Source organism: Alteromonas sp. PRIM-21 (assembly GCF_027563165.1).
Taxonomy (GTDB): Bacteria; Pseudomonadota; Gammaproteobacteria; order Enterobacterales; family Alteromonadaceae; genus Alteromonas; species Alteromonas macleodii_A.
This window is the reverse complement of the sequence record NZ_JADOEK010000002.1, coordinates 1-20,163: the sequence shown is the minus strand read 5'-3', so window position 1 is coordinate 20,163 and position 20,163 is coordinate 1. Positions and strand designations below refer to the sequence as shown.

The window sequence follows — 20,163 nt, the reverse complement described above, 5'->3', positions numbered from 1 at the left end:
ACTTGAAGTGCCGCCACCTGTTAACATTTTGTTTACCTCATAAGCTGTTAAAAGATAGACACGCTTACGCAATATTTACAGTTGATAAAATGGATTCAAGTGATTGGAAAATCCAATTAAAATAAACCTAATAAATTTCAGCAACTTAAGGACCTTCTCTATTGGCAGCGCTATTAGTGATTAGAATATAGTCGAAGTATTTCTAGTCGCAACGCGTATTTATGAATCTCTTTCAGACTCTAGGAAAAATTTTCTTATGGTGTTTGGCAGTGGTTTTTAATACAAATCTAAAATGCATAAATAACAAACAATTATGCGATCACGCCTGTAAATTTTGCTTTAGTTTGAAATGAATACTGAAATTTCTACCATGGCACAGCAGTTGAAACAGAAAGTGTGTAATCAGGACACGTCGGCTTCAAATAAGAAGTCGATGAATTATTAAGAAGTAATGAGGATGAACTTATGAAAAACACACTTAAAACACTTACTGGACTAGCTACTGTTGCCTCTATCAGCGCGATGGCATCGTTCGGCGCACACGCTCAGTCAAATCAAATTGAAGCAAAAGACAGTGGTTTTTATGTAGGTGGTAATTACGGTTACCTGCGCGTTGAAGGCGAAGATGATTTCGATGACGACAAAGACGTATGGCAAGGTCTTGTAGGCTACAAGTTTAACGAATGGGTCGCTATTGAAGGTGGCTATATCGATTTTGGTGACTACGGTAACGATATTGCAGGTGCTGAGACAGATGGTTATACAGCCGCTATTAAAGGTATCCTTCCGCTAACCGAACGCTTCTCTCTTTATGCTAAAGCAGGTCAGCTATGGTCTGAAACAGAATACAACTTTGCGGGTGTTTCACGTGATAACGATGACGAAAGCCTTTTCGTGGGTGCTGGTCTAAGTTATGCGGTTACTAGCAACTTCCTAGTGAACGCCGAGTACACTGTATACGATACAGAACTAGACGCAGACGAAGCGTTTGATGATATCGACGACACGGACTTTGAAACCGATCTTAAGCAAGCGAGCATCGGTGTAGAATATCGCTTCTAAGGTTAAAATACCGCTTCTAAATAGAAGACTTACCCAAATCTAAATTTCTATATTAATAAGCAGAGCCTGCGTTTTTCACGCAGGCTTTCTTTTACCCCAATATCAACTCTCTGCCTTTGTTAGAAATTGGTTACTGTTCCTACTTTAACTGGAACATTTTCTAATGACCTACTTCGCGCAACGTAAGGCGATACTAGCAAGCAAACAGTTTGTTAATGCAATATACATTGCAATATTTGAGTTCAGTTAAACTGATAACGATGAAACTTCCTAGGTTGTGAAAATCTTACACTTTACTACACACCTCACATAATGCCCTCCGCTAAAAAAACAAATATCTCTTTATAAATCAAGCCATTGAAATTATTAGAAAGTAACCACTAGCAGGTATGAATTCTGCAACCTCACTTTTAGATTAATAAAATGAATAGCAGGTACAAAACATGCAATCAGGCAAAAGTATATTCCAACCAGGTCAAAACTGTTGGGTAGAGAACAAAGCTCGCTTCTCTACTCCTTTGATAGATTGCGGAAACTATTACAAAGCCTTGCATAGCTCAATTGTTAAAGCCAAACACAGTATTTTTATTGTTGGTTGGGATATAGACAGTCGCATTCGGTTGTTACGTGGTGACGATGAAGCTAACAGCGAAGCACCGAGTGTTATCAGTGACCTGCTCAAATGGAAAGCAGAGCAAAACCCAGACATCAAAATTTACTTATTGCGCTGGGATTCTTCCTTGGCCTTCTTCGCTCAACGTGAAATGTGGGCAAAAGAAGTGTGGGAAGAGAAAACGCCTGACAATGTTCAAACAGAGCTTGACGATACCATTCCAATGGGCGGCAGCCAACATCAAAAAATTGTAGTTATTGATGACGAACTTGTTTTTTCAGGCGGTATGGATGTTTCGACTAACCGTTGGGATACCCGAGACCACCCCGTGGTATCCGAGGAAAGAGATGGTCCCGATGGCGAGTATGGTCCGTTACACGATGTTCAAATGGTTTCAAGCGGACCTGTTGTTGCTGATTTTGCACAACTTGTCAGGTGGAGATGGCAGCGAGTAGCTGAAGACACCCCTATTGATATTCGTGAAGATGCGCGTATTGATGAAAATGCGCCTTTGCCTGAAGCATGGCCAGAAGACTACCCTCCACTTTTTGAAAACGTTGAGTGTGCACTTGCTCGAACCATTCCATTTATGGATGAAGCAGAGCCAGCGCAAGAAGTACGTCATATGCTGCTTGACCTAATTGGCGAAGCAGAATCGATTATCTATATCGAAAATCAGTTCACGACTCGTCAAGAAATCGCTGAAGCGATTAATAAGCAACTTAAGTTAAAGCCAAATCTTTCCGTTGTTATTGTTAGTTCTTACGAACCTAAAGGTAAGTTTGAATGTGAGGCGTTTTGGGCTAGCCGTATTGAGTTCAAAGCGATTTTGGAAAAAGGCATAGACCCCAAGCGAGTAAAGCTGACTTACTCTTCAATAGAAGACATGCAGGGGCGAAAAGCATACAAACGCATTCACTCTAAGGTGATGACCATTGATAACAAGTACCTTGTTATTGGGTCTTCAAACCTAAGTAACCGTTCAATGACCCTCGACACTGAAATTGATACGATTTTGTTCGGCAATAGTAAAGACAACCAAGCGTGTATAGAGCAAGTGAGAAACGACCTACTTGCTGAGCATACAGGTCGTGATATAGATGCGATGCCGGAGATATTTAACAGCCAATACCCTGTAGAAGCATTGATGCAAGATCAAATAGCACATGGTTATGTGCTTACCGAAGTTCGCGACGAAGTATTTACAGAGCACTCGGTTAAAAATGTATTTCGCGCCTTATCAGACCCTGAAGAACCACTTATTTCAGTACCTACATTTGATGGTGACGCGCTACCTGCTCGTAACCCAAAGCGTCGCAGCATAATGATTTTAATTGGCATTGCCATTATTGCGGTACTTGGCGGGCTGATGTTTTGGGCAAGCCAGTCAATCCCATGGTTAAGCTCAGACAGCATCAACGCCTTTTTAGAAAAAAGTAGAGGCACTTATTTTGCCCTTCCAACTGTTTTGCTCGTGTATGTAGTCGGCGGCGTTTTGTTCTTCCCGGTAACCGTACTATCTCTGGCAGTAGCCGCTATTTTTGGTCCAATTTGGGGGCCTATTTACGGCATTATGGGCGCGCTAATGAGTTCAGCAATTATGTTTGGTATCGGCAAGCTATCGGGTAACGCTGGGCTTAGAAAGATTGGTGGGCCAAAGGTTGCCGCAGTGGATGAAAAGTTGAAACGCAGTGGTGTAGTGGGCGTAGCAGCCATTCGAATGTTGCCGATTGCACCATTTAGTTTGGTAAATTTGGTCGCGGGAATTTCATCTATAGGCATTTTTCAATTCTTGGTAGGTACGTTTTTAGGCATGTTCCCTCCAATGATAGCCAAAGGCCTTGTTGGCGATTCCATTGCGCAAATTTGGCAGAATCCATCCGTAAAAACTATTAGCTACCTAGTGGGAGGCATTATTTTATGGGGCTTGATGATTTGGGGGTCGCAAAAATTCGCGCGCTACTATCAAGCTCGAAAAGAGGCTAATACCGACACGGAAGAAGGCAGTAACAACTGTAAGGATGAGTCTGAAAAATGTGCCGCATAGTTACCTACAATATCCATAGCGGAGTTGGCAGGGATAAGAAGCACGACTATAAACGTATTGGGCAGTTTCTTGCGAACAGCGGTGCTGACGTAGTTTTGCTTCAAGAAATGGATACGCGCCCTCCCGAACGAGATACAGCGCAAGATGTGAAAGATATCTGCGCTGGCAATACGTTTAAATTGATTCCCTCCCCAGCAATTAGAGAATCTGATGGGTGGTATGGCAATGCAATTTTGACCCGTTTTGATGTGTTGGAACACGACACCATAGATGTGAGTCAAACAGGTCGACAGCCAAGAAACGTGCAGATTGTTGAGTTAAAGACTGAGAAAACGCCTCTGACGGTGGTGAATACTCACAAAGGGCTTAAGAAACTTGAGCGTCGTTCGCAGTTTTCTCTGCTCCACGAGCACTTGTCGCGGCGTTTAAAAGAAAAACAAACGCCGCTATTTCTAGCAGGTGATTTTAACGAATGGCAGTTTTTTTCAAAGGCCTTTAAAGCATTAAATGATTTACTATTGCAACAGAAAATTGGTGCCACGTTTCCTAGCAACTTCCCTGTATTTTCTCTCGATCGCGTCTGGGTAACTGAAGATATTAAGGTAAAGTCATGTAGGAAACTAAAGAACGAAAAAACTAAGGTGTTATCCGATCATTTACCCGTATTGGTAGATATTGTTCTACCTGAAGCGTAAGCGAAAATGCTATTTTCAATAAATGAAAAGTGGGATTTTCTCGATTATGCTGATTTCGCTACAAAGGATGACGCCGCAAACTCTAGGGTACCGCACCAATGTTTGAGCGCATTCTCCTTTGCTACCACTTTTCGAATGATATCGATAATTTGCTGATATTCGTGCGTAGCTTTTCTCTGTTTGTTTGTAGCAGCTAGCACAGTTCGATGCATTTCAGGCTGGGTAATTTTTAGGGTAGAAACTAGCCCTGATTCTCTTAAATGAAAAATAGCTGAAGTGGGTAATATCATTACCCCTTCCCCTTGCATTACTTGCCTTAACCCTGTCATTAACTGCCCAGAATATGCAAGATCATGCTTAAGGCTCACTCCTGTAGCTTTCTCGTAATCAGCAATAAGCTGTCCAAGTGCATCTTTGTTTCCGGGCGATAAAAGAGGTAGTTCACTTATTTCCCAGAATTTTATCATTGATTTATCTTTAAGCTTGGCGTATTCGGGATAAGCTGGGGAACCAGTAAAAACGAGATGTAGCTCTTCTTGAATAAGAGGGGTCACGCTCATAAATTTAGGTTCTATGGCCTGCTGGTAGGTTAAAGCAATATCTACCTGTTTTGATTCGAGCCAATCGTTGATGGTGTATGAAGGCCCAGTACTGATCTCTACTTTCAACGCTTTATGATTACTCGTTATTTCAGTTAATAACGGCAGGGAAAGTACGTTGCCAATTGACGGAAGCATTCCTATTTTTATTACTTTTTGCTGTTCTCCCTGAAATGCTTGCAACGCTGTTTTCACGTTGTCAATTTCACCCATTATTTTCTCTGCGTGTTTGTAAAATACTTCTCCAGCGGGCGTTAAGCTTATACCCGAAAAACTTCGTTCTAGCAGCGTTGCTTTGACTTCTCGCTCCAAGCTTGCAAGTTGCTGACTAATAGCAGGCTGAGCAATATCTAAGGCTCTTGCTGCTGCAGCAATACTGCCTCGCTGTACTGTGGTTATAAAGTAATGTAGCTGTTTAGAGTGCACTTAACCCCCTTTTGGAAGGCAATAGAGAATAGCCCAGCGTAACTGCATCTGAAGTCAGCAAGGTATATGCCATTCCAATAGGTTATATGAAGCAAAAATGTAAATAAAAGCGCCCACAGACGGGTTAAAAAAATCTCACATCAGATGCTACTTAAGTCTAATATCAAGAAAACCGTGAGTTTCCGAAGGGGTCAATATTTTTCTTATACCCCTGAATATTCTTCTTTCTTCCACCAGCGGCAAAGAGTTTTTAGCCTAGTCCCTGTACACGAGTTACACAATAACAATTACAAGATGTGTATGCATCAATGTGGTGCTCGTGCGTGCCTAGAAAGAGTGCAGATCCAAATAATCCGCATTCATAAATTAAGTAGCAATAAGCACGATTGGGAACACTAATGAATCAAAAGAAACTCCACACTGCAGTACGTTACGCACTTACCGGATTAACCCTTTTCACTACCTCAATGCTCGTACAGGCGCAAGAAGCCAGCGAAGAAACTACAGAAGCTAAAGATTTAGAGCGTATAGCCGTTGTTGGCGCTCGTGGTGCGCCGCGCTCAGTAACAAGTTCGCCCGTTCCCGTTGACGTGTTAACCGCAGAAGACGTTGAAGCCGTTGCGTTTACCGACATGAACAACGTTCTAATGACCCTTGTACCTTCCTATTCTGTTGGCAGACAGCCTATCTCAGACGGCGGCACCTTTATTCGTCCAGCGACGCTTCGAGGCATGCCCACAGACAAAACCTTGGTTTTGGTGAACTCTAAACGCCGTCACAGAGCAGCGCTTGTTTCAATTGGTGGCTCTGGTACTCAGGGCCCAGATATCGCAACTATTCCTACAGCAGCAATCCAAAGTGTTGAGGTGTTGCGAGACGGTGCGGCAGCTCAGTATGGTTCGGATGCCATCGCAGGGGTAATTAACTTCCAACTTAAAAACAATACTGAGGGCGGCTCTTTCACCATTGATTATGGTAGCTACTATGAAGGTGATGGCGACCAGATTACCGTTACAGGAAACAAAGGTTTCGCCCTTGGTGACGATGGATTCTTCAGCATTTCAGCCGAATACTCAGATAGTGAAGCGACCTATAGAGGCGAACAATATTGTGAACCATGGTTCTGTGTAGACGAACAATCAGCCGAGTACATCGCTGATGCTACCGCTATGGCCAACAGTGTGCATGGTTCAGACGTAGTACAACCATGGGGGCAACCTAATACCAGCGGAAAACGCGTCTTTTTCAACGCGGGTTACGCGCTAAGCGCTGAAGCTGAACTCTATGCCTTTGGTAACTATTCTGAAAGCGAAGGTGACGGGTCTTTCTACTATCGCTACCCTGGCAACGGGACTATTGAAGATATCCGTCTTGAAGACGGTTCTATTTGGAATCCTACAGAGTTTTTCCCTGGCGGGTTTACACCGCGTTTCTTTGGTGATGTCACTGATTATTCAATGGTGGGTGGCATAAAGGGCATGTCGGGTGATCTTACTTACGATATCAGTGGTCGTTACGGCAACAACGAAATTTCTTACACGCTAGCAAATACCATTAACCCTTCTATGGGCAATGAGTCGCCTACATCGTTTGAGCCCGGCGATTTAACTAACGAAGAAACACAAATTCAAGCTGATTTCACCTACGACCTGAGTGAGTACGTACTCGCTTTTGGGGCTAGCTATCTAGACGAATCTTATGAAATTTCTGAAGGAGAGGTAAGCTCATATTTTGCAGGCCCTTACGCTACCTCTGACCCGTATGGCTTTTGTGACGGAACTACCGCTACTGCCGAAGGACTGGCCGTTATCGCAAACGGTTCGACATTAAATTGTGCTGACCCAGATGATGCTGTCTATACAGTAGTTGGCGTAGGTTCTAACGGTTTCCCGGGTTACTCACCTGACTATTCAGGTTCATATGAACGTGATTCTTATGCGGTGTACACAGACATTTCGGGAGACATTACTGACGAGCTATTTGCCCAAGCAGCATTACGCTATGAGGACTACTCAGATTTTGGCTCTGAGATAGTTTACAAAGTCGCGGCATTTTATCAATTAAACGACGATGTAGGTTTTAGATCTTCATTTGGTACAGGCTTTAGAGCGCCAACTCCAGGCCAGCAGGGTACAACTAACGTATCAACTCGCCTGCCTGATGGTTTCCCTGTAGCTACGGGCTTATTCCCAGCTGGCGGCGATGTAGCACAAGCACTGGGAGCAGAAGAGCTTTCACCTGAAAAGTCGACCAACTTCACGTTAGGTATGACGGCTAACTATGGTGACTTAACTCTTACCGTAGACTATTACAATATCAAATTAGAGGACCGACTATACTCTGTATCCACACGTGATGTCTCAACAACAGTGGTAACCGACCCAGATGCTGATGGTTATGATGCTTACCAAAATTACTTAGCCCTTGCTGGAGCAAACGTGTCGGGCGCAGAGTCAATCGGTGGTGTTTTCTTCTTCCAGAACGCATTCGATACAGTGACAGAGGGCTTGGATGTCGTAGCTACATACAAGATGGAATCCAAGTATGGCTCAACCGTTTTAACCGGCTCGGTTAACTATAATAAAACTGAGTTTGACTCTGACCCCAGCGAATATCTAGACGCAGAAGATCAGTTCGATTTTGAAAATAGCCGACCTGAAATGCGCGGTGTGTTCTCAGTCACTCATAGCTATGACGTATGGTCAGCAGTTGCTCGTCTAAGCTATTACGGCGAATACGAAAACGCGGGGAGCGATGATGGTGTGGATCCAACAAGCATTCAAACCTTCGGCGACGAATTTATGTTTGATATCGAAGGCTCTTACCTAATTAGCGAAAACCTTACGCTTTCAGTGGGTGTCAGAAATCTATTTGATAACTACCCAGATCTGAGTACTAACGGTGACGCATGTTGTGGCGAGCTGTATGACTCTGGCTCGATAGTCGACTGGCAGGGTGGGTACTATTACACACGGTTAGCTGCTCGTTTCTAACCCGGGTTAACAAACACCGGCGCAAGCCGGTGTTTGCGTTTTTAAATAACTGTATATAAGTAAAACTTAAAAGGTCATTCAATGTTTAAAGCTGTATTGTGTGGGGTAGAAAACTGATGGAAATAGAACTACTGTGGTTTGTAGTTACCTTGTGTATAACCGGTGCCATTGCTGGTATTACCGCAGGTCTATTCGGCAATGGTGGAGGCTTTGTTGTTGTTCCTGCCCTACTCGCTGTTTTTCCTTTCTTTACTCCCCCTTCTGAATCACTAGTGAAAGTTGCAATAGGCACATCATTGGCATCAATTGTCGTATCTAGCGCGCGTTCTGTTATGGCGCACCGAGCCAAAGGCGCCGTTGATTTTGACATCCTTAAGTCTTGGAGTATTTGGCTTATTCTTGGTGTTGGCGGAGGCTTATTAATAGCGAATAACTCTAGTGCGAATGGCTTAACCGTAGTATTCGCCGCAGGTGTACTGCTTTACTCTGTATATTTTCTTTTCCCTGAATTTGTTGTACGTCCCGGCCTTGTTTTCGATATGCCTAAAGGCATAGGCAAAGCGGTACTAGCATTTGTATTGGGCGGCTTCTCTGCGTTACTTGGTATAGGGGGTGGCACGCCAACCGTCATAACAATGGTGATGTGCCAACGCACTATTCAGCAAGCTGTTGCCACCGCTGCCGGCGTTGGCTTCCTCATAGGTCTTCCAGGAGCTATCGGCTTTCTATTTATGAAGCATCCAGACACGGCTGCTCTTCCTGTTGGCACTATTGGATACATCAACATTCCAGCGCTCATCGCTATCAGTATAGGCGCAATTTTTACTGCACCTATCGGAGCGAAGATGGCGCATAACTTTAGTGAAAAAAAGCTAAAGCGATTGTTTGGCATTTATCTCGTCATTGTTTCAAGCGCAATGTTCTATAAAGCCATTTAAAATAAAAGGAGAATATCTGTGAGTTATAACCGTTCAAGACGTTTATTTTTAGGTGGCTCGGTAGCAGCATCAGCCATAGGAGCAACAGGTTTTAGCAACTTGGTTAGCGCTCAATCTTCAAGTGCTGCAGCAAATGAGGCGGCATCGGTAATTTATGGCCCAAAACCTGGCGTAGCGAAACTAAACGCTAACGAAAACCCATTCGGCCCTAGCCCCAAAGCGCTGGATGCCATTGCTCAAGCCTCTGCTCAAGGTGGTGCTTATTACGCTTATCCAGCAGCTATGACCCTGTTAGATATGATAGCCGAGCGTCATGGCATTACCCGCAAGAATATTTCACTAAGCGCAGGGTCTAGCCCAATTCTTTCCTACGCAGCCGTTGCTGCCAGTAAAAACGGTAAGATTCTTGGTCCGGATCTTTTTTGGGACACCACTTCAAAAGCACCTGAGAAACAAGGTGCGCCTGAAATAGTAAGAATTGCTAATACAGCAGATCTCGACATTGACCTTGACGCCATGTATGCCGCTATTGATGACTCTATCGGTATGGTACATATCTGTAACCCTAACAACCCCACGGGTAAAGTGCTTGACCCAGATAAACTTCGCGAATTTTGTATCAAAGCCTCTAAAAAGACACTTGTTTTAGTTGACGAAGCCTATAACGAACTCATCGAGGAGCCACCAAAGCATTCAATGATCCCACTTGTTAAAGCTGGTCACAATGTCATCGTAGCGAGAACCTTCTCGAAGATTTATGGTTTAGCGGGTATGCGAGTAGGCTATCTTATTGCTTCTGAAGAAAATACTGAATGGATTAATCGCTATGGTATGGGTGGCTACACATTGAATCAAGCAGGCCTCGCCGCTGCCATCGCCAGCTACAATGACGATGCCTTTTTAACGTTTTCTAAAGAAAAAATTTATGAAGGTAAATCTATAGTTATGGACGCCGTTAAGGCTAACGGTTTGACAGCTCTGCCCTCTAGTACTAACTTTATTTTTGTTAATCTTGGTGATGGCAATGCCGAGTATTTTCGACAAGCTATGGCTGAAAAAGACGTACTTATCCGAGGCATTTATCGTACTTACAATAATTGGTCTCGTGTAAGCATGGGCAAAATAGCTGACGTTAAACGTTATGTCGATGCAATGCCAGCTGCGTTAGAAAAAATGCAGGCAATGCAAAAAGGCTAAAAACATAGGGGCATGTGTCAGCTCAGATACATGCCTAGCGCTCTTCTTTCCCCCCCTAAGCACCAGCCTTCTAATTCAACTAAAAGTCTAATACGCACAAAAGTCACCTTTGTCATATACTCAATTCTGTAAGTTCTCATGTAGAGCATGACTGCAATAATATTTTCAAAGGTATTGTTGCAGTAACGCAAAAGTTGCACATACTTTACTAAAAAGGCATCACGTTAAATGCCATTCAAGGAGGCTGTAAATGTCACTTTCTGTACTAGTTGCTGATGATTCCAAGTTGTCGAGGCGTAGTGTTATACGCTCGCTTCCCGAAGATTTAGAATACGAGATAACTGAAGCAACAAACGGACAAGAGGCAATAAATGCTCTCTGCGAAAACGAATTTGCGCTCATTCTTTTAGATCTTACCATGCCCGAGGTAGACGGCGTTGGCGTGTTAGAGCATTTACATGAAAAGTCTAACATGCCAAACGTTATTGTAATAAGTGCTGATTTTCAGCCGGAAAAGCAAAAAATTGTAATGTCTTTAGGCGCTAAGCGTTTTCTTCGCAAGCCTTTAGATAAAGAAGAGTTGGCCATGGCACTGTTTGAGCTGGGGTATCTATGAGTATCGTACTACCACTGGATGAAGAGCAAAGAGATGCCCTTCAAGAACTGCTAAATATTTCGATGGGGCAAGCCGCGAACTCGCTCGCTCAACTTATTGAAACGAAAATCGACATTTCTATACCTAAAATTTCAGCCGTCACGCCAACTCAGCTCTACAGCCTTTTATTTGAAACAGAAGATGCCTTTTATACCCGTCAGTCTTTCTTAGGCGATGTGCACGGTGAAGTCATGTCCGTGCTGTCACAAGCAGGTTTGAGTGAAGTTGCTACTTTAATGGATTACGACGAGCCGTTAAGTAAGGAAGATATTCAAGAAATCATTCTGGAGCTTTGCAATATCTTAGCGGGCGCATGTTTAGCTGGCCTTTCTGATCAGTTAGAGCTTACCACCAACTTGAACATGCCTACGTTGTTTTTACCCGAGAAAGCGAACTTTGATGAGCTACAGTGGCAGCATAGCTTGGTGATGGAAGTACAGTTCGTTATCGCAATTTCCTCATTTAGCATGCGCGTTGTGTTTTGTTTGGACGATGAATCTCTTGCTCGCATGAAAAACACATTGGATGAGTTACTCGCATAATGTTTGAACAGCTGGTAGGTAAGTTACCTGTCGGAATTGGTGTAGTCGATGAAAGCTTTAACGTCGTTTATCTCAACGACTTCTTTTTAGATCGCCTCCCTCACAAAATGCGCGACTGTTATAAAGACACGCCTGTGGTTGAGTTGTTTCAAGGGCAAGGTAAGTTCCTTAAGCGTAGGCTAAAGTCGGTATTCGTATTACAGCACCCAAGCTTTAGCTATTGGGAGCAAAGACCACATATATTTCCGTTCAAAAGCTCTCGGCCTATTACGGGCGAAGAGACGCAGATGTACCAAAATATGGAAATTTTGCCTATTAAAGATAAAAAAACCGGGCAGCGTTTAGCCTGTATATTCTTGCAAGATGTAACCGCCCAAGCGAGCTATTTCAGAGCCCAGCAAAAACTTTCCGAAGCCCTAAAAAAAGAGCACGAAGCGCAGCGAAAGCTCATTCGCAAACTCGATACCGCCCAAAGCCAGCTTATTCAAGCTGAAAAGATGGCCTCTACCGGACAACTTGCAGCAGGTATAGCTCATGAAATTAACAATCCAATTGGCTTTGTAAATGCTAACCTCAATACGCTAGATCAATACGCATCGCACCTTCTTGCGATTTGTGACGGTGTGAAAGGGCAAATTGAGCTCTTTAATGATGAGCTTAAGGAACAAATAGATGCTTTATTTGAGTCGAATCACTATGACCTACTGAAAGACGATATCACCGAGCTAATTGCAGAGTCTACTGAAGGGCTTACACGGGTAAAAGATATTGTCGAGAACCTTAAAAACTTCTCACTAGAAACTGCCGAAGGGATGCAAACAGTAGATATATGCGCCATATGTAATCAGCTAATCACGCTCATCTCCGCTCAATACAGCGCTCCCCTATATAAAATTGAATGTGAGCAAGAAAAGGTTGAGGTTATGGGGAATCCAGGGCCGTTGAAACAAGCCCTGATGAACGTAGTGATAAACGCTGCGCAAGCGATAGATGATAAAGGCTTTATAAAACTCACCGTCATTGATGCCGCTGATTCAGTAACAATTAAAATACTGGACTCAGGCTGTGGCATTCCAACAAAACACTTAAAACGCGTGTTCGAACCTTTTTTTACCACCAAACCTGAAGGTCAAGGTCAAGGACTGGGCCTTTCTGTGGCTTACACCGCCATAGAACAACACCAGGGTAAAATATCTATTAGCAGTAAAGAAGCAAAAGGCACTGTCGTAGAGATTACCATACCTAAAGCCCCGGCAGCGCCAGTTCCCTCAAGCGAGGAAAGTGAAACGGAAGACTCTCAGACAGTTTAGATACTCATTGTTATGCAATGATAAAAAATACCTATTAGCGCCTTGAGTCATTAAGCTATTAATCTTCTTCAGCCCGCTAGTTTACTCGCTTCGCACACCTTAAATATATACACACCGTCCTCATTTAGTGTCCGCGAAATATCCCCTTCATTTATTAAGTAATTAAGGTGAGACAGACACTCCGCTACAGCGAACACCATGTTACGGCTTGAAAGTTTGCGCTTGAACATAACGGGTAATAGCTCGACTACCGTTTGAGGTTTCTGACAAGCGTTTAATAAGGCTTTAAGGTGCTCTTGGTGATGTGCAATGAGCGAGTCTACACGCTCGTGAAGACCAATAAAGGGAAGTTTGTGTGCGGGTAACACGGTTGTATTTTTCGGCAAGCTTTTAAATTGGGGCAAGGTGTTCAGGTAATCAGCTAAAGTATTGGCGTCAGGCTCCGTTGAATAAGCACCGATATTGGGTGTGATGATCGGTAGAATGTGATCGCCAGAGATAAGAATATTTTTCTTTTCATTGTAAAGGCAGGCGTGTTCGGGAGAGTGGCCGCGCCCAATCATAATCACCCATTCATTATCGCCAAGCGATAATGTCATGCCATGCTTTAAACGGGTATAGCTTATGGGAAGTGGAGAGACAACACTGCTGTAACCATTACCCTCGCCAGAGGTCAGCTTTGCAATCATAGATTCATCAAGTCCTACCCGTTGGTAATACTGTACATCCCTTGCGTTAGTAGCGCCGTTTCTGCCTGCTGCGAAGGCTCTGGCAGTGAAATACTCGGTTTGGGTCATATAAAAAGGTACGTTATATGTATCGGCTATCCAACCTGCTAACCCCACGTGATCTGGATGTAAATGCGTAACAATGACACCAACAATTGGTGCATCTAATTGTTCAAATATACGCTTCCAAAGCGATTTGGTAGTAGATGTTCCAATGCCAGTATCAATTACCACCCAGCCGCCTTCATCGCGAATTAAGTACAGGTTTATATGATCGAGTTCAAATGGAAGGGGCATAGTTAGCCAAAGTACGCCATCGGCTACTTCAATTAGCTCGCCCGGTTCTACCTGTTTGTCGTATAGATACTCCATATCGCCCTCACCTTTTCTAGCCTGCATCTTTTAATATTCACTGAGTCGTCCCACGGTTTCCAATGGCTGCTAAAGTAGCGTAGTTACGATCGCCTTATATTGATAAAACTGTAAGTCGATAAAGCATTACTCGATAATGCTTGTGCGTAAACTCAGCAGTATCTTATTTGTTTGATACCTTCGTTTTCTTGCAAGATAATTAGTACAAGTCTCGTTCTAACTCGCTCTGTTAACAAAAACAAACATATCTGTCGAATAGAGATCTATAGGAGTTGGTGATAACAAACGCTATACTATGGTTGTTGAAGTTGATAGCCCACGTATTTTGTACCTTTTGCGCTTTTCACTGGATGCGTAAAATGCTGGTTATAGGTGGTTATAAAAATTCGATCAGCGTCCATGCACTTAGGGCTTCCCTAATACATTGACACCTTTAAAGAAGCGGTTAGTAAAAACAAATTCATGTCAACCCCAGTAATACAGCAAGGGTTCATACTCAACAAAAGTACGTTTACCCAGCGAGGCAAAGTATATGTTGAACTCTGGGTCAAAACCGCCAATAACACCGCTAGATTAATATCGTCGCCTCAAAACCCCACTTGCTTTGTGCCCCTTGAACAATGTGCTGCATTGCGCGACATTGCTGGCCGCATTCCAGCTAAGATCATTATTTCAGAAGATGGTTTTTACACACTAGAGCAAGTACCTGTTGCTACGGTTAAAACTGCCACTGAATCGCAAATGCATCAGCTTCGTCAACGCGCTCAAGAGCAAAGTATTGTATTGTATGAAGCCGATATTCGGGTGGCCGATCGCTATCTAATGGAGCGCTTTGTGTATGGCGCAGTGGAATTCGTTACTCCACAAGTTGTCGATGATACGTCACAACTTGTTATAGAAAATGCGCAGATTAGGCCCTGCCATTTCAGAACTACTTTTACATCGTTAAGTATAGATATTGAGTGTAATGAACACGAAGAGCTGTTCAGCATTGCACTCGCAGGCGAAGGAAAAAGTGTAGTGCTGCTTGTTTGCCCACCGAGTTTTATTGGGCAGACATTACAGGAGCAAGAAGACAGTCCATACACGCTCATTACGGTTGGATCTGAGAAAGAACTGCTAGAAGCCTTTTTTTCACACCTTACCTCCTACGACCCAGACATTATTTTGGGTTGGAATGTTAAGCAATTCGATATGGCTGTGCTCGCCCGCCGTGCTAAGTCAAATTCGCTCAATTATGCTATTGGCCGCCATGGCCGAGAGGCTTCAGTAAGACAGTGGGAAGATCAGACACTCGTTGATGTACCTGGACGATGCGTGATTGATGGTATCGAAGCACTTAAAACCATGACTTATCAGTTTGAGTCCTTCTCCCTTGACCATGTTTCTGAAGAACTACTTGGTGAAAATAAGCTTATTCAAGCTGCCGATAAACTTGAAGCGATAAAACACCTTTATCATAGCGATCCTGTTGCACTCGCGAACTACAACTTTAAAGACACTGAACTAGTAAACCGTATTCAGGATAAAACCCAGTTTATTGATTTTCTGGCTTTGCGCAGCATTCTTACCGGCTTAGATATGAGCCGACCGGGAGGCTCGGTAGCGGCGTTTTTAAACGTCTATTTGCCCAAGTTACACCGCAAGTCTTATGTCGCTGGAGTGAGGCCTGAAAATGGCGGTTTAGCTAGCCCTGGCGGTTATGTCATGCGCTCCCAACCTGGCTTGTACAAAGATGTTTTAGTACTCGATTTTAAAAGCCTATACCCTTCTATTATTCGAACGTTCAAAATCGACCCGTTAGGGCTTGCAGAAGGACTTAAGTCTCCTGATACGGCAATAGAGGGGTTTAAGGGCGCAGTATTTAGTCGTGAATCTCACTTTCTGCCATCCATCATTGAAAACTTATGGCTTCAGCGCGACGAAGCAAAAAAACAGAAAGACGCACCTCGCTCTCAGGCGATTAAGATATTAATGAACTCCTTCTATGGAGTACTTGGTAGCGGAGGCTGTCCTTTTTACGATCCTCGTCTTGCGAGTTCAATTACATTGCGGGGGCATGAGATCATGCAAACCACCGCGAGTTGGATTGAAGAATTGGGCTATACAGTTATCTACGGTGATACCGATTCAACTTTTGTGCATGTTGAAGGAAATACTGCACTAGGTACACCTTCTGAAACAGGTCGCGAGCTTGCCAAAATTATTAACCAAAAATGGACTGAGTTACTTAAGCGTCAGTTCGACATTGATTGCCATTTGGAGATTGAGTTCGAATCTCACTTTTCTACCTTCTTTATGCCAACAATTCGTGGCTCTTCTGAAGGTAGTAAAAAACGCTACGCAGGGATGAAAGACGGTGAGCTTATCTTTAAAGGTCTAGAGAACGTGCGTTCGGATTGGACAGTGCTTGCTAAAGAATTCCAATACGAATTATACAGAAGAGTCTTTACTAATGAACCTGTAAAGCAGTACATCAATAAAACGCTAAACGCAGTAAAAGCGGGAAAGATGGATGAAGAGTTGGTCTATAAAAAGCGACTCAGAAAACCACTTTCTTCGTATGTGAAATCTCTTCCCCCTCACGTTAAAGCGGCGAGACGGGCCGACAAATTATTTGAAGAACAGGGTTTACCACTTCGCTACCAATCTAATACTTCCATAGCCTATGTCATTACCGTTCAAGGGCCGCAAACGGTGGAAACAATCTCTGCGCCGCTTGACTATGACCACTATATAGAGAAACAGATAAAACCCATTGCTGACAGTATATTGCCAATGATATCCCTTAGCTTTGAACGCATAGCTAACGCTCAACTTTCCTTATTTTAATTATGTTTATCTGTATGAAGATCTTTCAGGCTTCGTGACAAATTAACAAAAGCATTACACTCTGAATCTATTTCCAACTTTAGCTATTGCAAGTATTTTCAATAACTTAGCTCGTTGGCACGACAAGTGAATAAGATATTTGTGAGTAGCTAAATAGGTTTGTGCGAAGTATTAACTTCAATCAACATGCGTTCAATTTAGTGATTAGGGCAATTGATAGCCCGTGTTCGCAAAGAGAAACAGAAGGAATTTGATTATGAAGATCACAAAGTTAAGTATGATTACTAGTGCTGTTGTTGCAGCTACACTTTCTGCGTCAGCATTCGCAGGGCATCATGAAGAAAAAATTTCTAAGAGCTTTAATGCGCTCGATCAAGATGGTAATGGCTACATAGTCGGTTCAGAATCGTCAGGTACAATCGACAGTAAATTAGTATCTAAAATGGATACTGACGGCGACAGTATGGTTAGCCGCGCAGAATTTAATTCATTTGTTGATGAAAAGCCATCTATGTTCAGTGATGAGGTTATCACGCAGGTAAAAACTGAAGGTACAACAGACGCTGTACTAACTGAAGAAGGCAATCCAGCACTTTTTTCTAAAGCTGATAACGAAATGATTTCAGAAAAGAATAAAGAGTTGCGTACTGAGATGTCTGCAACGGCCAATACTAAGTTCACTAAAATCGATATGGATAGCGATGGTAAGATTAGTGAGAAAGAACTAGAAATGGCCGACGTTGAAGGCGACTTTGACTCAATGGATGAAGACGGAGATTCGTACATAACTCGTATGGAATACCGTACCTATTTTGAAGAGATTGAATCAGAATAGTTAAATTAAGTAATTCATAGTATTCCCAACTATGTAGCCCCGCTTAAAGTGCGGGGCTTTTTTATTTTCCCTCAAACAATACAACCCCACGAAGTTCACCAGTTCGCCCCCCTAATAAATGGTCTGCGACGAAACGCTAATTTTTTTCGTTAAACAGCACCGTATACGACCAACATCTTGTCGACAAAACGCATTTGCAACCATATTGTTAATAAAGGTTAAACATTTTGTTTACACAATTGCGCATCCTGTAATTAGCGCAAAGGTCGCTATTGTGTACTTCGATTTCAAAATCATGATGGCGATTATCCAAAATTACATTTAAATCATATGCGTACGCGCATGGAGGCAAGGAATAATGGAATCAAATACACAGTTAAACACTGTATTTCCACTTCAAAAAAGTGAGTTTAGCGGTCCTAGTGATGCTGAACTTACATCACTCACAATAGGTCAATACTTCAAAAAGGTTGTCGACAATTATGGCGATAACCCAGCGATCATCGTAAAACATCAAAGTATTCACTGGACCTATCAGCAATACTGGCATGAAGTAGAACGTGTGGCCTGTGGTTTACTTGCCAATGGCGTAGAGCCAGGTGATCGAGTTGGCATATGGTCCCCCAATAACATCGAGTGGTCACTTGTACAAATGGCCACGGCAAGAATTGGCGCGATCATGGTATGTCTTAACCCAGCTTACCGCCCAGATGAATTAGCCTTTGCTATTAACAATGTCGGGGTAAAGCACTTGGTGATGGCACAGTCTTTTAAACACTCAAATTACATCGCCATTTTGAAAGAACTAGCTCCGGAACTAGATTCTGACGAACAGAGTCAAACGGACGCGGCGCTATCGCTCTCGAAGCTCCCTTCTCTTAAACACGTATATACTATCGGTGAAACGTCTGTAGACGGCTTACAGGCATTTTCAAAACTGCAAGTAGAACCTACTGAAGCTTTAAAATCGCAGTTAAAAGACATAGAAAGAACGCTGAATGCTGATGATAACATCAACATTCAATTTACCTCAGGCACAACGGGTAACCCTAAAGGCGCAACGCTCACTCATCGTAATATATTAAATAATGGTTTATTAGTATCAGAAGCTATGAGATTTACGCACCAAGACAAGCTTTGTATTCCCGTACCGCTCTATCATTGCTTTGGAATGGTGTTGGGCAACTTAGTCTGTTTAGCATCTGGTGCATGCGCAGTATTTCCTGGGGAGTCTTTTGACCCTGAACAAACGCTTCGCACAGTAGAAGAAGAAAAGTGTACAGGCTTGCACGGCGTGCCTACCATGTTCATCGCCGAGCTAGAGCTTCCTAACTTTGGAGGCTTCGATTTATCGAGCTTGAGAACTGGCGTTATGGCAGGAAGTACATGTCCTGAGGAACTAATGCGTAAAGTTCATAGTGAGTTTCATATGACCGAAGTCGTTATAGGTTACGGTCAAACAGAATGCAGCCCTATCAATCATATTACCGATATTGATTCACCATTTGAAAAACAGGTTAAAACAGTCGGCCGAGCTATGCCTCATACCGAAGTAAAAATTATCGACGCACAAGGCAGTACTGTTCCAATCGGAGAGCCAGGTGAGATTTGTGCAAGAGGCTATTGCGTAATGAAAGGTTATTGGGGAGATGAAGCTAAAACTAAAGCTACCATAGACGACGAAGGTTGGCTTCATTCTGGCGATCTAGGCGAAATGGACGAAGAAGGCTATGTCACTATAGTAGGCAGAATAAAAGACATGATCATTCGCGGGGGCGAAAATATTTATCCACGAGAAATCGAAGAGGTGCTGTACCAACATGACGATGTATCCGACGCAGCTGTGTTCGGCATACCCGATAATAAGTATGGCGAGCAAGTGTGCCTTTGGATAAAAGCAAAGGACAGTAGGCATATAGATGAAGAGCAAATACGAGACTACTTAAAATCAAAACTTGCCTACTTTAAAGTGCCTAAATACATTAGTGTAGTAAAAGAGTACCCAATGACAGTAACAGGCAAGCTACAGAAGTTTAAAATGCGTGAACACATGATAGAAACGCTAAAAAGACAATCCCTACAAACCGAAGCATAACCCTGAGGTAAACAATGGGGTTAGAATTGTAACTCTGACCCATTATTTTTCTTTGCTGCAGAAAGCAAAAAACCCGCCGTTAGGCGGGTTCTTCTTTATGGGACCTGGCAGTGTCCTACTCTCACATGGGGAAACCCCACACTACCATCGGCGCTAATACGTTTCACTTCTGAGTTCGGGATGGTCTGGGCCGACATGTCGGTCAGGTGGTACCGTATCGCTAT

The 20,163-nt window shown here is 43.2% G+C and carries 14 protein-coding genes and 1 rRNA gene; 12 read left to right on the top strand and 3 right to left on the bottom strand.

Annotation, left to right across the window (positions count from 1 at the left end; translation table 11 throughout):
- Positions 1–465 precede the first annotated feature (465 nt).
- The 3 genes from IW644_RS04555 (at position 466) to IW644_RS04545 (ending at position 4,417) form a co-directional block, all read left to right on the top strand.
- A complete protein-coding gene (locus IW644_RS04555) occupies positions 466–1,062 on the top strand; it encodes a porin family protein (protein WP_179984536.1) in 597 nt (198 codons plus the stop codon).
- Positions 1,063–1,505: 443 nt separating this feature from the next.
- Positions 1,506–3,722, top strand: coding sequence for a VTT domain-containing protein (locus tag IW644_RS04550; protein ID WP_269916593.1), 2,217 nt, complete (start codon positions 1,506–1,508; stop codon positions 3,720–3,722).
- The gene (locus IW644_RS04545) at positions 3,710–4,417 is read left to right on the top strand and encodes an endonuclease/exonuclease/phosphatase family protein (protein ID WP_179984538.1); all 708 of its coding nucleotides are present in this window, start codon (positions 3,710–3,712) and stop codon (positions 4,415–4,417) included. Before IW644_RS04550 ends, IW644_RS04545 begins: the two co-directional genes overlap by 13 nt.
- 44 nt (positions 4,418–4,461) lie before the next feature.
- On the opposite strand, the gene IW644_RS04540 is transcribed toward IW644_RS04545, so the two are convergent.
- The gene (locus IW644_RS04540) at positions 4,462–5,442 is read right to left on the bottom strand and encodes a LysR family transcriptional regulator (RefSeq protein WP_269916592.1); all 981 of its coding nucleotides are present in this window, start codon (positions 5,440–5,442) and stop codon (positions 4,462–4,464) included.
- A 398-nt stretch (positions 5,443–5,840) separates the two neighbouring features.
- Between IW644_RS04540 and IW644_RS04535 the strand changes: the two genes are divergently transcribed.
- The 6 genes from IW644_RS04535 (at position 5,841) to IW644_RS04510 (ending at position 13,077) form a co-directional block, all read left to right on the top strand.
- The gene (locus tag IW644_RS04535; RefSeq protein ID WP_269916591.1) at positions 5,841–8,435 is read left to right on the top strand and encodes a TonB-dependent receptor plug domain-containing protein; all 2,595 of its coding nucleotides are present in this window, start codon (positions 5,841–5,843) and stop codon (positions 8,433–8,435) included.
- Positions 8,436–8,551: 116 nt separating this feature from the next.
- Positions 8,552–9,373, top strand: coding sequence for a sulfite exporter TauE/SafE family protein (locus IW644_RS04530; RefSeq protein ID WP_269916590.1), 822 nt, complete (start codon positions 8,552–8,554; stop codon positions 9,371–9,373).
- Between the two features lie 18 nt (positions 9,374–9,391).
- Positions 9,392–10,570, top strand: coding sequence for a pyridoxal phosphate-dependent aminotransferase (locus IW644_RS04525; RefSeq protein WP_269916589.1), 1,179 nt, complete (start codon positions 9,392–9,394; stop codon positions 10,568–10,570).
- A 250-nt stretch (positions 10,571–10,820) separates the two neighbouring features.
- Positions 10,821–11,186: a response regulator gene (locus IW644_RS04520; RefSeq protein ID WP_269916588.1), complete on the top strand. Its 366-nt coding sequence runs from the start codon at positions 10,821–10,823 to the stop codon at positions 11,184–11,186.
- Positions 11,183–11,767 (top strand): chemotaxis protein CheX, encoded by a 585-nt coding sequence (locus IW644_RS04515; RefSeq protein ID WP_269916587.1) that lies wholly within the window; start codon positions 11,183–11,185, stop codon positions 11,765–11,767. The genes IW644_RS04520 and IW644_RS04515 overlap by 4 nt, the downstream gene beginning before the upstream one ends.
- Complete coding sequence (locus tag IW644_RS04510) at positions 11,767–13,077, top strand: sensor histidine kinase (RefSeq protein ID WP_269916586.1); 1,311 nt, start codon at positions 11,767–11,769, stop codon at positions 13,075–13,077. Before IW644_RS04515 ends, IW644_RS04510 begins: the two co-directional genes overlap by 1 nt.
- A 68-nt stretch (positions 13,078–13,145) precedes the next feature.
- On the opposite strand, the gene IW644_RS04505 is transcribed toward IW644_RS04510, so the two are convergent.
- Positions 13,146–14,177, bottom strand: coding sequence for an MBL fold metallo-hydrolase (locus tag IW644_RS04505; protein WP_269916946.1), 1,032 nt, complete (start codon positions 14,175–14,177; stop codon positions 13,146–13,148).
- 462 nt (positions 14,178–14,639) lie between these two features.
- Between IW644_RS04505 and IW644_RS04500 the strand changes: the two genes are divergently transcribed.
- The 3 genes from IW644_RS04500 to IW644_RS04490 all read left to right on the top strand — a co-directional run bounded on the left by IW644_RS04500 (position 14,640) and on the right by IW644_RS04490 (position 19,939).
- Positions 14,640–17,009, top strand: a complete 2,370-nt coding sequence (locus IW644_RS04500; protein ID WP_269916585.1) for a DNA polymerase II — start codon at positions 14,640–14,642, stop codon at positions 17,007–17,009.
- Positions 17,010–17,265: 256 nt separating this feature from the next.
- On the top strand, positions 17,266–17,844 hold the full coding sequence (locus tag IW644_RS04495) for an EF-hand domain-containing protein (protein WP_269916584.1): 579 nt from the start codon (positions 17,266–17,268) through the stop codon (positions 17,842–17,844).
- 358 nt (positions 17,845–18,202) lie between these two features.
- Positions 18,203–19,939, top strand: a complete 1,737-nt coding sequence (locus IW644_RS04490; protein ID WP_442864426.1) for an AMP-binding protein — start codon at positions 18,203–18,205, stop codon at positions 19,937–19,939.
- A gap of 102 nt (positions 19,940–20,041) precedes the next feature.
- On the opposite strand, the gene rrf is transcribed toward IW644_RS04490, so the two are convergent.
- A 5S ribosomal RNA gene (gene rrf, locus IW644_RS04485) occupies positions 20,042–20,163 on the bottom strand; the annotation flags it as partial.

Bases quoted from the DNA above. Each gene is read 5' to 3' on its own strand.
- IW644_RS04555 (WP_179984536.1), top strand. From the start codon at position 466: ATGAAAAACACACTTAAAACACTTACTGGACTAGCTACTGTTGCCTCT.
- IW644_RS04550 (WP_269916593.1), top strand. From the start codon at position 1,506: ATGCAATCAGGCAAAAGTATATTCCAACCAGGTCAAAACTGTTGGGTA.
- IW644_RS04545 (WP_179984538.1), top strand. From the start codon at position 3,710: ATGTGCCGCATAGTTACCTACAATATCCATAGCGGAGTTGGCAGGGAT.
- IW644_RS04535 (WP_269916591.1), top strand. From the start codon at position 5,841: ATGAATCAAAAGAAACTCCACACTGCAGTACGTTACGCACTTACCGGA.
- IW644_RS04530 (WP_269916590.1), top strand. From the start codon at position 8,552: ATGGAAATAGAACTACTGTGGTTTGTAGTTACCTTGTGTATAACCGGT.
- IW644_RS04520 (WP_269916588.1), top strand. From the start codon at position 10,821: ATGTCACTTTCTGTACTAGTTGCTGATGATTCCAAGTTGTCGAGGCGT.
- IW644_RS04515 (WP_269916587.1), top strand. From the start codon at position 11,183: ATGAGTATCGTACTACCACTGGATGAAGAGCAAAGAGATGCCCTTCAA.
- IW644_RS04510 (WP_269916586.1), top strand. From the start codon at position 11,767: ATGTTTGAACAGCTGGTAGGTAAGTTACCTGTCGGAATTGGTGTAGTC.
- IW644_RS04505 (WP_269916946.1), bottom strand. From the start codon at position 14,177: ATGGAGTATCTATACGACAAACAGGTAGAACCGGGCGAGCTAATTGAA.
- IW644_RS04500 (WP_269916585.1), top strand. From the start codon at position 14,640: ATGTCAACCCCAGTAATACAGCAAGGGTTCATACTCAACAAAAGTACG.
- IW644_RS04495 (WP_269916584.1), top strand. From the start codon at position 17,266: ATGAAGATCACAAAGTTAAGTATGATTACTAGTGCTGTTGTTGCAGCT.
- IW644_RS04490 (WP_442864426.1), top strand. From the start codon at position 18,203: ATGGAATCAAATACACAGTTAAACACTGTATTTCCACTTCAAAAAAGT.